11 protein-coding genes are annotated in these 12,689 nt (G+C 73.0%); 10 read left to right on the top strand and 1 reads right to left on the bottom strand.

Translation table 11 applies throughout. The features are described from left to right. Positions 1 to 27 precede the first annotated feature (27 nt). Both ACWD4O_RS44685 and ACWD4O_RS44680 read left to right on the top strand, forming a co-directional pair. On the top strand, positions 28 to 297 hold the full coding sequence (locus tag ACWD4O_RS44685; RefSeq protein WP_358801931.1) for an HPr family phosphocarrier protein: 270 nt from the start codon (positions 28 to 30) through the stop codon (positions 295 to 297). Further along, entirely contained in the window at positions 297 to 2,057 is a 1,761-nt protein-coding gene (locus ACWD4O_RS44680) for a phosphoenolpyruvate--protein phosphotransferase (RefSeq protein WP_451288800.1), read from the top strand. The genes ACWD4O_RS44685 and ACWD4O_RS44680 overlap by 1 nt, the downstream gene beginning before the upstream one ends. A 36-nt stretch (positions 2,058 to 2,093) precedes the next feature. On the opposite strand, the gene ACWD4O_RS44675 is transcribed toward ACWD4O_RS44680, so the two are convergent. Continuing rightward, entirely contained in the window at positions 2,094 to 2,792 is a 699-nt protein-coding gene (locus ACWD4O_RS44675; RefSeq protein ID WP_451288799.1) for a cytochrome P450, read from the bottom strand. Between ACWD4O_RS44675 and ACWD4O_RS44670 the strand changes: the two genes are divergently transcribed. The 8 genes from ACWD4O_RS44670 to ACWD4O_RS44635 form a co-directional block, all read left to right on the top strand. Then, a complete protein-coding gene (locus ACWD4O_RS44670; protein ID WP_451288797.1) occupies positions 2,791 to 3,261 on the top strand; it encodes a hypothetical protein in 471 nt (156 codons plus the stop codon). The two genes, ACWD4O_RS44675 and ACWD4O_RS44670, sit on opposite strands and share 2 nt — an antisense overlap. A gap of 12 nt (positions 3,262 to 3,273) precedes the next feature. Then, positions 3,274 to 3,960 (top strand): hypothetical protein, encoded by a 687-nt coding sequence (locus ACWD4O_RS44665; protein WP_451288796.1) that lies wholly within the window; start codon positions 3,274 to 3,276, stop codon positions 3,958 to 3,960. 383 nt (positions 3,961 to 4,343) lie between these two features. Next, a complete protein-coding gene (locus ACWD4O_RS44660; RefSeq protein ID WP_451288795.1) occupies positions 4,344 to 6,587 on the top strand; it encodes an MMPL family transporter in 2,244 nt (747 codons plus the stop codon). Between the two features lie 7 nt (positions 6,588 to 6,594). Further along, positions 6,595 to 7,815, top strand: coding sequence for a sensor histidine kinase (locus tag ACWD4O_RS44655; RefSeq protein ID WP_451288794.1), 1,221 nt, complete (start codon positions 6,595 to 6,597; stop codon positions 7,813 to 7,815). Further along, entirely contained in the window at positions 7,812 to 8,504 is a 693-nt protein-coding gene (locus ACWD4O_RS44650) for a response regulator (RefSeq protein WP_451288793.1), read from the top strand. Before ACWD4O_RS44655 ends, ACWD4O_RS44650 begins: the two co-directional genes overlap by 4 nt. A gap of 221 nt (positions 8,505 to 8,725) precedes the next feature. After that, positions 8,726 to 9,841: an FAD-dependent oxidoreductase gene (locus tag ACWD4O_RS44645; protein ID WP_451288792.1), complete on the top strand. Its 1,116-nt coding sequence runs from the start codon at positions 8,726 to 8,728 to the stop codon at positions 9,839 to 9,841. 163 nt (positions 9,842 to 10,004) lie between these two features. Then, positions 10,005 to 11,618 carry an acyl-CoA carboxylase subunit beta gene (locus ACWD4O_RS44640; protein WP_451288791.1) on the top strand — a complete coding sequence of 538 codons (1,614 nt, stop codon included), beginning with the start codon at positions 10,005 to 10,007 and terminating at the stop codon, positions 11,616 to 11,618. Positions 11,619 to 11,685: 67 nt separating this feature from the next. Further along, a partial coding sequence (locus ACWD4O_RS44635; RefSeq protein WP_451288790.1) for an AMP-binding protein occupies positions 11,686 to 12,689 on the top strand: 1,004 nt, incomplete at its 3' end.

Raw genomic sequence — 12,689 nt, 5'->3', positions numbered from 1 at the left:
AAACGACAACCCCCCAAGGAGTGGGAAATGCCTGAGCGCCACGCCACCGTTCTGTGCTCACAGGGCCTGCACGCCCGGCCCGCGGCCGCCTTCGCCCGTGCGGCGGCGGAGACCAGCCATCGCATCACCATCCGCAGGACGGACGGGAACCCGGTCTCGGGGAGCAGCACGCTCATGCTGATGAGCCTGGGCCTCAAAGAGGGCGAGAAGGTCGTCCTCGCCTCCGACGACGAGACGGCCGGGCCTGCACTCGACCACCTCGCGGCCCTGCTCGCCACCGAACTCGACGGACAGTGATGGCCACCGCGAACCGGACCCGGATCGAGCCCCGGATCCAGCCCGGGACGGTGTCCGGACTCGGAGTCGGACGCTCGGCCGCCGTCGCACCGCTCGTCCTCGTCCGGTCCGTGCCCGCCATCTCTCCGGACGCACAACGGCTGCGTGATCCGTCGGACGCCCCCGAGGCGCTCGCCCTGGCCCGGCGGGCGCTGGTCGAGGTGGCCGTCGAACTCGCCGAGCGGGCCGCCGCCGCACCGGGCGCACTCGCAGACGTGCTCCGGTCCACGTCCGACATGGCGGCGGATCCCGAACTGGCCGACCGGGTGCGCGCCCTGATCGAGGACGGGAAGGGCCCGGCCGTCGCCGTGGACGAAGCCGTCGCCGAGATCATCGCCCTGCTCACCGCGGCCGGGGGCCTGTTCGCCGAGCGTTCGACGGACCTGAGGAGCGTGCGCGATCACACGGTCGCCCGGATCCTCGGACTTCCCGCTCCCGGACTGCCCGAACTGCGGGAGCCGTCCGTCGTCTGCGCCGTCGACCTCTCTCCCGCCGACACCGCCTCGCTCGACCTGGCCAAGGTGGCCGCCCTGGTCACGGAGTCGGGCGGGCCCACCGGGCACACGGCCATCATCGCCCGGCAGCTCGGCATCCCGTGCGTCGTGCGGGCGTCCGGTGCGACGCGCATCCCTGAGGGAACGGTGGTCGCCGTCGACGCCGCGAACGGCACCGTGACGGCCGACCCCGACAAGGCCCTGGTCGACTCCCTCAACGCCCGGGCGGAGACCGAGCGGGCGCTCGCCGAGGACACCGCTCCCGGCGCGACCGCCGACGGCCACCCGGTCGCACTGCTCGCCAACGTCGGCACCGTCCACGACATCGAGCAGCTCGGCCCTTCGGCGGCCGAAGGAGTGGGGCTCTTCCGCACCGAGGTGCTCTTCCTCGACGCGGTCCAGGCGCCGTCGCGTGAGCGGCAGACCCCGGTGTACGCGCGCGCCCTCGCCGCGACGAAGGGCGCCAGGACAGTGGTCCGCACCCTCGACGCCGGCTCCGACAAACCTCTCGCGTTCGCCACCCAGACAGACCAGGAGGACGAGGAGAACCCGGCGCTCGGAGTACGCGGCTACCGGCTCGTCCGTACGCTGCCCGAACTCCTCGAAGAGCAACTCGCGGCCCTGGGCGAGGCCACGCGCGCGCTGCCGCCGGGGGATCGCCCCAGCGTCTGGGCGATGGCTCCGATGATCTCCACCCCCGACGAGGCCCGCACCTTCGCCCGCCTCGCCCGCGCCCACGGCGTCCAGACCGTCGGAGCGATGATCGAGGTACCGGCCGCCGCGCTCCGGGCCTCCTCGATCCTCGCCGAGGTGGACTTCGTCTCCATCGGCACCAACGACCTCGCCCAGTACACGATGGCGACCGACCGCCTCAGCGGCGAACTCGCGGACCTGCTGGACCCCTGGCAGCCCGCCGTGCTGGACCTCGTCGCGGCGACCGCCCGCGCCGGGACGGCCGCGGGCAAGCCGGTCGGGGTGTGCGGGGAATCGGCAGCCGACCCCCTGATGGCCCTGGCGCTCACGGGAATGGGCGTGAGCAGCCTCTCGATGTCCGCACCGGCGCTGCCCGCGGTACGTCACGCCCTGCGCCACCACACCTTCGCCCGGTGCCGAGAGATCGCCGAGGCGGCCCTGTCCGCACCGACCGCCGCGGAGGCCCGCCGCGCCGCCCTCGCCCTCGTCGACGCGGAGGTGGCGGCACGGCTCGGGCTCGGGCTCGGCGGCTGAATCCTGGTCACCTCCAGCTGGGCATCGGTCCGCCGGTCAGGAGACCCGTACCGGCAGACTCCGGAAGCCGCGGGTGATGTTGTTGAGGGCGCGGACCGGCTCCCCGGTCAGCTCGATCCGCTGCACGCGGGCGGCCAACGCCTTGAGGACGGCGTGGACCTCGAGGCGGGCCAGGCCCTGACCGGCGCAGCCGTGGTTGCCGTAGCCGAAGCCGAGGTGGTCGACGGGGTTGCGGGTGACGTCGAAACGGTCGGGCTCGGGGAAGTGGCGATCGTCGCGGTTGGCGGCGCCGTAACTGTGCAGGACTCGGGCGCCCGACGGGATCACGACCCCCTCGCCCAGGTCGACCTCACGGGTGGTGACCCGGGAGAAGACCTGGATGGGGCTCTCCACACGGACGATCTCGTTGAACGCGGAGGGCACCAGCGACGGGTCCGCGCGCAGCAGGTCCCACTGCTCGGGGTGGCGGGCGAACAGCCACATGCCGCTGGAGATCGCCGAGATGGTGGTGTCGAAGGCGGCCACCACATAGCCGGCGAGCAGACCGATCGCGCCCTCGACGGGGATCCGGCCCGCCTTGTGGGCCTCGATCATGGTCCAGCCGAAGCCGCCCGGCACGAGGTTCTCCTTCGTCACGACCTCGGCGAGAAAGCCCATCAGCGCCTCGACCTTCGGCACGGCGGCCGCCGTACGCGGGCAGACCGGCCCGGCGGAGTCGAACCATCCGGCGGCCATGTCGAGCAACTGGTCGCGCCCCTCCTGCGGCCGCCTGCCGGCCGGTCCGCTCGGCGCGCGGATCGGCGGTGTGGGCCTGGGCCACGGCGAGCTGGAAGAGGGAGATCAGGGCGCCCGGCCCGTCGCCGACCTCGTGGTGCGCGGCCACCGCCTGCTCGTACCAGGACACGGCCTCGTCCAACCGGCCCCGGAACAGTGCCGACGTTCCCCGGAAGCCCTGGACGTACGCGGACACCACGGGATCGTCGAGCCGACGGCCCAGCTCTCCGGCCTCCGCCAGCGCCCGGTCCGCCGCCGGATGGTCGCCCTGGAGCAGCGCGGCCCAGGCGGCCACCCACAGCGCCTTGGCCCGGGCGGGAGTGGGCTCCGGGGCGGCCGCCAAGGCCCGCTCCAGCCACCGTCGGCCCTCGCCGAGGAAGCCGTCGGCGCACCAGTGGAAGCGCAGTGCGGCGGCCGGCGCCAGCGCTGACTGTGGGTCGCTGTGCTCCAGCGCAATGCGCAGATTGCCGTGCTCGGCACGCAGCCGGGCCAGGCCCTCCTCCTGGCCGGGGCCGCACCAGTCGTCCGCGATCCGCTCGGCGAGGCCGCGGTAGAAGTCGCGGTGCAGCACGCGGACGCGTTCCCCCTCACCGGACTCGGCGAGCTTCTCCGCGCCGTACTGGCGGATGGTCTCCAGCAGCCAGTAGCGCGGCCGGCCCTCGCGTTCGGTGATGAGGACGACGGACTGGGCGACCAGACGATCGAGGAGATCGAGGACGTCTGCGCGGGGGATCCCGTCCACGCCGGCCTCGGCGACCCCTGCGCAGACGCCCTCGGCCGCCTCCAGGCCGAAGCCGCCGGCGAACACCGACAGCCGGTTCCACAGCAGCCGCTCGGCGGGCGTGCACAGCTCATGGCTCCAGTCGATGAGTGCCCGCAGGGTCCGTTGCCGGGGGCGGGCGGCGCGGCTGCCGCCGGTGAGCAGGGCGAAGCGGTCCTCCAGACGGTCCGTCACCTGTTCGACGGTGAGCGTGCGCAGCCGGGAGGCGGCCAGCTCGATCGCCAGCGGCAGCCCGTCGAGTCGGGTGCACAGGCGGGCGACGGCGTCCCGGTTGGCGTCGGTGACGTCGAACTCCGGACGGTGCGCGGCGGCCCGGTCGCGCAGCAGTTCGACGGCCTCCTCCGGTGAGTGTGAGCAGGCGGACTTCGGCGAGGCGGCGGCGGATCTCCGCGATGTCCCGCCGCCGGCCGACGAACGTCGTGCAGGCCGTCGGGAGGTTCCCCGCTCGGGCGGCTGAGGTGGTCACGCGTCAACGCTAAGGAAACCTGTCGGTCGAGGGCAAGCTTTCGGGGCGTGGGTCCCCCGGAGTCCACCGAGACCGTCGATGTCGAGATCACCTGCACAGCCATCGTGTAGTGCGTAGGCACCAGGACACGTGAGCGGCTGGTCCGGGTGCACCAGGAGAAGTCGGCGGCGGCGGACGATGCCCGGCAGGACGCCGGAGGGAAGGGTTGGTGGCGCGTGAATCCCGCGCATTCCCCTTGCCTAGCGGTGTCTGGAGTGATCGACAGGTGGCGATATTTCCTTACCGGATCGGACGGTGGGCCTTCCGGCGGCGGCGGCTCGTGAGCGGTCTGTGGCTGGGTGCCCTGGTGCTGGCCGGGGTGGCCGCGGCCTTGGCGCCGGCCGGGCAGGAAGAGGACCTCTCCATGCCCGGCACCGAGTCGCAGAAGGCCTTCGACCTGCTCGACGAACGCTTCCCCCAGAGCAACTCCCAAGGGGCCGAGGCCCGTTTGGTGTTCCGGGCGCCGGACGGGCAACGGGTGACGGCCGGCGGGAACAGGGCGGCCGTCGAGGACACGCTCGGCTCGCTGGACGAGGGCGATCAGATCGCGTCGATCACCGACCCCTATGCGACCGGCGCCGTCAGCGAGGACGGCGCCATCGCCTACTCCACGATCACCTACACCGCGGACGCCGTCGATCTGACCGGGCCGACGAAGAGCGCCCTCGAGGCCGCCGCGAGCCGGGCCCGGGGCGCGGGGCTGACCGTGGAGATCGGCGGCTCGGCGCTGGACTCGGAGGAGTCGCCGGGCGGCACGACGGAGATCATCGGCGTGTCGGTCGCGGCGGTGGTGCTGGTCCTCGCCCTCGGGTCGCTGGTCGCGGCCGGACTGTCGCTGCTGACCGCCTTCGTGGGCGTGGCCATCGCCTTCGGCCTGGTCTCCGCGCTGGCCGTGCCGCTGGGCCTGACGTCCACCGTCGCCATCCTGGCGCTGATGCTGGGACTGGCGGTCGGCATCGACTACGCACTCTTCATCACCTCCCGTTTCCGCGACGAACGCGCCCGGGGCAGCGAGCCGGAGGAGGCAGCGGGCCGGGCGGTGGGCACGGCCGGCTCCGCCGTCGTCTTCGCCGGCGCGACCGTCTTCATCGCCCTGGTCGGGCTGGGGGTCGTCGGCATTCCCGAACTCACCAAGATGGGCTTGGGAGGCGCGGGCGCCGTGGCCCTCGCCGTGCTCGTCGCACTGACCCTGGTCCCCGCGCTGTTCGGCTTCTTCGGCCGGCGGTTACTGTCCCGCGCTGCCCGCAAGGCCACCCGGGCGGGAGGCGAGCGTGCGCACCCGGTGCCCGCCGCGGCCGGCCGGCCCGGGCTGGGCACCCGCTGGGCACGGTTCGTGCTGCGTCGGCCGGTGGCCGTGCTGATGGTCGCCGGACTCGGTCTCGGCGCCGTCGCCCTACCGGCGCTGAGCCTCGAACTCGGGCTGCCCGGAGACGAGTCCAAGTCCGTGGAGACCACCGAGCGCCGCGCCTACGACCTGCTGTCAGAAGGCTTCGGCCCCGGCTTCAACGGCCCGCTGACCGTGGTCGTCGACATGTCGGAGTCGGCGGACACCCGGGCCACCACGGACCTGGTCGTCAAGACCGTGCGGGGAGTGGAGGGGGTCGCGTCGGTCGGTGATCCGGTGCTCAGCCGGACCAAGGACACGGCCGTCTTCACCGCTGTCCCGCAGACCGCGCCGAACAGCGGCGAGACCAAGGACCTGGTGCACGCGATCCGCGCCGCGGTCTCCGACGTCGAGGCCGACACCGGCGCCGGCATCCTGGTGACCGGCACCACGGCGCTGAACATCGACATCTCCGAAGCCATGTCCGACGCCCTCATCCCCTATCTGATCGTGGTCATCGGCCTGGCGGTGCTCCTGCTGACGGTGGTCTTCCGCTCGGTCCTGGTCCCGGTCAAGGCCGCGCTCGGCTTCCTGCTGTCGGTGGGCGCCGCGTTCGGTGTCCTCGTCGCCGTCTTCCAGTGGGGCTGGGCGGCGGACCTGATCGGCATCGAGCAGACCGGACCGGTCATGTCGCTCATGCCGATTCTCATCATCGGAATAGTGTTCGGCCTCGCCATGGACTACGAGGTCTTCCTCCTCAGCCGGATGCGGGAGACCTACGTCCACGGCGCGTCCCCCGGCGAGGCGATCGTCAACGGCTTCCGGTACAGCGGACGCGTGGTGGCCGCGGCGGCGATCATCATGATCAGCGTGTTCGCCGGATTCATCGGGATGAGCAACCCGACCATCCAGACGATGGGCGTCGGCCTGGCCGCCGCCGTAGCCTTCGACGCCTTCGTGGTCCGGATGGCGATCGTGCCCGCGGTCCTGGCACTGCTCGGCCACCGGGCCTGGTGGCTGCCCCGTATCCTGAACCGCGTGCTGCCGAATGTGGACATCGAGGGTGAGGCACTGGGCGGGCAAGTCCCTTCCTCCGCAGCCGAGTCGGACGCTGCGGTGCGACGGCTTCCCGTCGGCCGGGACTGAGCCGGCCATGACGAGAAGGGGCGGCGGTGGCCCGATACCACGCGGCACGTGGTGGCGGGAGGGCGCGATCACGGCGACGGCGTTCGTGCTCTGTCTGCTCGGCGGCATGCTGCAGGTCGACGGCAGCACGCCGGCACCGCCGCCTGTCGCCGCCTACTTCATCGCCGTGGTGTCCGGTGCCGTGCTGCCGTTGCGGCACCGGGCGCCCCTGATCGCCATGGCGGCCACGACCGCGGGCGGCGCACTGGTGCCGCCCCTGGGCCTCCTGCTGAGCCCGCTCACCGTGGCCCCCGCCGTGATCACCGCCTACTCCTACTCGCTCACCGCGCGCACCGAACGGCGCGCGGCGGGCGCGGTGTCGCTCACCTCCGCGACGCTGCTGGTCGCCTCCATCCCCCTGTCCGGGGACCTCTCGTGGCAGGACGCGAGCAGGATGGGAGTGGTGGCGGCGTTCCCGCTGATGGCCGGCGTACTCGGTCGCTCGACGCAGAACCGACGGGCCTACCTGGCGGCCGTGGAGGAGCGGGCCCTGCGGGCCGAGAAGAGCCGGGACAGCGAGGCGCGCCGGAGAGTGGCCGAGGAACGGGTGCGCATCGCCCGGGAACTGCACGACCTCGTGGCCCATCAGATCACCCTGGCCAACGCACAGGCCACCGTCGCCGCCCACCTCTTCGACGTCCGCCCGGAGCAGACCCGCAAGAGCCTGAAGGAACTCGTCGAGACCACCGGCCACGCGCTCGACGAACTGCGGGCCACGGTCGGTCTGCTGCGTCAGTCCGGGGACGCGGCCGCGCCCGCCGAACCGGCGCCAGGGCTGTCCCGGCTTCCCACGCTCCTCGAGTCCTTCAGCCGCGCGGGTCTGGAGGTGTCGGTGCATCAGGAGGGCGCGGCCAGACCGCTGTCGCCGGGAGTGGACCTCACCGCCTACCGCATCGTCCAGGAGGCCCTGACCAACGTGACCAAGCACGCCGGCACCGGTAGCGCCCGGGTACGCCTCGCCTGGAACCGCGATCGCGTGACCATCACCGTCGCCGACGACGGAGGGGGCGGCGCCCGTACGGCTCGGGCCGCGTCCACGGCGGCGGACCGTCCGCCCGGTTACGGTCTGATCGGGATGCGTGAACGTGCCACCGCGGTCGGGGGACAACTCTCCGCGGGCAGGCGCCCGGAGGGCGGCTTCCTCGTCTCCACCCAGCTGCCCCTCCCGCCCGCCAAGGACACGCCATGACGCTCCGGGTGCTGCTCGCCGACGATCAGGCCCTGCTGCGCGGCGCCTTCCGGCTGCTCCTCGACTCCGCCGACGACATCACCGTGGTCGGCGAGGCCGCCGACGGCCGGGAGGCGGTGAGACTCACCCGGGAACTGCGCCCGGACGTCGTCATCATGGACATCCGCATGCCCGAAGCGGACGGTCTCACCGCCACGTCGCAGATCTGCGCGGACCCGGAGCTGCGCGCCAGCCGCATCCTGATCCTCACCACGTACGAGACCGACGAATACGTCGCTCAGGCGCTGCGCGCGGGGGCCGGCGGCTTCATCGGCAAAGGCATCGGGGCCGAGGCCCTGCTGGACGCCGTGCGTACGATCGCCGACGGCGACACCCTGCTGTCTCCTGCCGCGACCCGCTCCCTGGTCGCCCGTTTCCTGGCCACACCGGACGACGCCCCGTCCCACCACTCCGAACAACTCGCCCTGCTCACCCCGCGCGAACGCGAGATGGTGGCTCTGGTCGCGACCGGCCTGTCCAACCAGGAGATCGCCGAGCGGATGTTCCTCAGCCCCTTCACCGTCCGCGCTCACGTACAGCGCGCCATGACGAAGCTGGAGGCCCGCGACCGGGCGCAACTCGTCGTCATCGCCTACCGGACGGGCCTGGCCCACACCGCCCCCGACGGCGGCGCCGACCGCCTGCCGTAGTCAGGCACCGGGGCCCTTCGACGGCTCCACGCGGCCGGCCGCGCGCACCCCCATTGCCGCCCGACTGCCGCCCGACTGCCGTCCGGCTGCGGGGCTGCTGCGGGGCGGCGGTGTGTCGGTGGCTGTCGGCCGGATGTCGGCGGTTCGTCGGCGGGGGCTGGCACCTTTCCAGGAACGGCCGGCCGGAGCTCACCGGGCCGGCCCCATCCCGAGGAGCCATCATGCACACCCCCGTCACGATCGTCGGCGCCGGACTCGGCGGCCTCACCCTGGCCCGCGTCCTGCACGTCCACGGCATCCAGGCCACCGTCCACGAGGCGGAGCCCTCGCCGACGGCGCGCACGCAGGGCGGGATGCTCGACATCCACGACTACAACGGCCAACCGGCCGTGCAGGCGGCCGGTCTGACGGACGAGTTCCGCGGCATCATCCTGGAGGGCCGCCAGGCGATGCGGGTCCTCGACCGGGACGGGACCGTCCTGCTCGACCAGCCCGACGACGGCACCGGCGGACGCCCCGAGGTACAGCGCGGCGAACTACGGCAGATGCTGCTCGACTCGCTCCCGGCCGGCACCGTCCGGTGGGGCAGCAAAGTCAGCGGTGTTCGCGCCCTGGGCGAGGGCCGCCACGAGGTGACCTTCGCCGACGGCGGCACCGTCGTCACGAGCCTGCTGGTCGGCGCGGACGGCGCGTGGTCACGGGTCCGCCCGCTGCTCTCCGACGCCGTGCCCGAGTACACCGGCACGGCCTTCGTCGAGACCTACCTGTTCGACGCCGACACCCGGCACCCCGCTGCCGCGAAGGCGGTCGGCGGCGGGTCGATGTTCGCACTCGAGCCCGGCAAGAGGCAGATCAGCGCCCACCGGGAGAGCGGCGGGACTCTCCACACCTACGCGATGCTGTCCAAGCCGCAGGACTGGTTCGCCGGCATCGACTTCACCGACCCCACCGCGGCGGCCATCCGGATCGCGCAGGAGTTCGACGGCTGGGCCCCGGAACTCACCGCCCTGATCACCGACAGCGACACCGCACCGCTGCTGCGCCCCCACCACACGCTGCCGGTCGGCCACCGGTGGGACCGGGTGCCGGGGGCGACCCTGATCGGCGACGCCGCCCACCTCATACCCCCGAACGGCGAAGGCGCCAACCTGGCCATGCTGGACGGCGCCGAACTCGGCGAGGCCCTCGCCGCGCACCCCGACGACATCGAGGCCGCCCTCACCGCATACGAGCGAGCGATGTTCCCCCGCAGCGCCGCGGTCGCCGAAGCCGAGGCCGAAACCCCCGACAACCCCGCACTCGAAGACGTGATCGACTTCTTCCGGACGCAGAGCTGAGCACGCGGACCCCGTCTGCTTGTAGTCCGTCGCTTGTAGTCCGTCGCTTGTAGTCCGGTGATGAACGCGGGCCCGAGGTCACTCAACAACTTCACATCGGCAGCGGAAAGGAGGACCGCACCCTGCTGAGCTGCCATGCTCACAAGCCCCGACGGAGGTGGCTGTGACCTCGATTGCGGAAACCCTGGGATCGACCGCGCCCGCTGCGCGTACCACGGCGGAACGACTCGCCGACCTTGCCGCCCGGCACCGGCGGGCCCTGGCGGGCGGCTCCGCGGCGGCCGTCGCCCGGCAGGCCGCCCGTGGCCGGCTCACCGCCCGCGAGCGCGTCGACCGGTTACTGGACGCGGGGTCCTTCGTCGAGACCGGCGCCTTGGTGTGCGCCCGCGGCGGCACCGGCGCCGGCGCCCAACCGTACGGCGACGGCGTGGTCACCGGCTCCGGCACGGTGAACGGGCGTCAGGTGTGCGTGTTCGCGCAGGACGCCACCGTCCACGGCGGCAGCATGGGCGAGGCGTTCGGCGAGAAGGTCGTCAGGACGATGGACCTGGCCCTGAGCATCGGGTGCCCGATCATCGGCCTCAACGACTCCGGCGGGGCCCGTATCCAGGAGGGCGTGGCCTCCCTCGCCCTCTACGCCGAGCTGGCCCGGCGCAACGTCCAGGCGTCGGGCGTCATCCCGCAGATCTCCGTGATCATGGGGCCGTGCGCGGGCGGGGCCGCCTATTCGCCGGCCATCACCGACTTCACCGTCATGGTCGACGGCACCTCGCACATGTTCGTCACCGGCCCGGACGTCATCGAGGCGGTGACCGGGGAACGGACGACGGCCGAGGAACTCGGCGGCGCCCGCGCCAGCAACTCCGGGAACGGCAACGCCCATTTCCTCGCCGAGGACGAGGACGACGCCCTCGACCTCGTCCGGGTCCTGCTCGCCTACCTCCCGGCGAACAACCGCGAGAGCCCGCCCGAATACGCCTTCGAGCCATCGGCTCTCGACGCCACCCCCGAGGACCTGCGCCTGGACGGCATCGTCCCCGACCGGCCCGAGGCCGCGTACGACATGCGCGAGATCCTGCGCACGGTCGTCGACGACGGCGAACTGCTCCAGGTGCACGAGTTGTTCGCGCCCAACATCCTGTGCGCCCTGGCCCGGGTCGAGGGCCGTTCCGTCGGCGTCGTCGCCAACCAGCCGCTGCACAGCGCGGGTGTGCTCGACATCGACGCCTCCGAGAAGGCCGCGCGCTTCGTACGGTTCTGCGACGCGTTCGGCATCCCGCTGCTGACCTTCGCGGACGTCCCCGGCTATCTCTCCGGCACCCACCAGGAACAGGCCGGGATCATCCGGCGCGGTGCCAAACTGCTGTACGCCTACGCGGAGGCCACCGTGCCCAGGGTCACCGTCGTGGTCCGCAAGGCCTACGGCGGGGGATACGCCGTCATGGGCTCCAAGCACCTGGGCGCCGACGTCAACCTCGCCTGGCCCACCGCCAGGATCGCCGTCATGGGCGCGGAGGGCGCGGTCAGCGTGCTGCACCGCCGTGAACTCGCCGCGGCGGCGGCAGTCGGCGAGCAGACCGCGGCGGAGCTGAGGGCGAAGCTCGTGGGGGAGTACGAGACGGCCTGCGCCACCCCCTACGCGGCTGCCGCGCGCGGCTACGTCGACGCGGTCATCGCACCGAGCACCACCCGCGCGCACCTCACCCGGGCCCTGCGCACGCTGCGCAGCAAGCGTGCCGCCGTCCCCGACCGGCGGCACGGCAACATCCCGCTGTGAGCGCGGCGCGGCCGTAACAACACCCCCCCCGGACGGGGACACGACCAGTGACGTGAGGAGTTCCCCCATGCCCGCGCGCGCCCTTCCGCACGCCCCCGGCGCATCCCCCGCAGCACCGGAAGACCTGCCCACCCTTCCGACCCTCCCCGCCCATCTCTCCCACTGGGCCCGCCACACCCCCGGCCGCCGCGCGTTCACCTTCGCCGACCACCACACTCCCGGCCTGCGCGGCAGCCTCCGGACGCTCACCTGGCACCGCCTCGACCTACGCACCCGCGCGGTCGCCGCCCGGCTGGCCGAGACCGTGGCGCCCGGCGAACGCGTCGCGCTCCTGTGCCCCCAGGGCGCCGACTACGTCATCGGCTTCCTCGCCGCGCTGAGGGCCGGCGCGGTCGCCGTCCCGCTGTTCACGCCCGATCTGCCGGGACACGCCGACCGCCTGGCCGGAGTCCTGGCCGACGCGCGGCCCTGCGCCGTCCTCACCACCAGCGGTGCGGCCGACACCGTACGCGCCTTCCTCGACGCCCACGGCCTGCGGCCCCGCATCGTCGTCACCGACCTCGTCCCCGACGACCGGGCAGGCGGCCCGCTGCCACCCGCCCCGGACGAACAGGCGACCGCCTACCTCCAGTACACGTCCGGCTCCACCCGGTTCCCCGCCGGCGTCGAGATCTCGCACGCGAACGTCGTGGTCAACGCCCGCCAGGCGCTCACCGCGTACGGCGCCGGCACCCGCCCCGTCACCATGGTCGGCTGGCTGCCGCTCTACCACGACATGGGACTGGTGCTCAGCGTCGCCGCCCCCGTCGTACGCGGACTGCTGTCCGTCCTGATGGACCCCGTCGCCTTCCTGCAACGGCCCGCCCGCTGGCTGCAGCTGCTCTCCGACCACCCGAACGCCCTCACCGCGGCGCCGAACTTCGCCTACGACTACTGCGCGGCCGTCGTCACCGACCAGGACAAGGCAGGCCTGCGGCTGGACCGGGTCGCCGCGCTCGCCAACGGCAGCGAACCCGTACGGCCCGAAACCGCCGACCGCTTCCACGCGGCCTTCGCCGGACAGGGCCTTGC

This window comes from Streptomyces sp. NPDC002623, assembly GCF_053592635.1.
The sequence above is the reverse complement of the archived record's forward strand: the minus strand, read 5'-3'. Positions and strand labels throughout refer to the sequence as shown.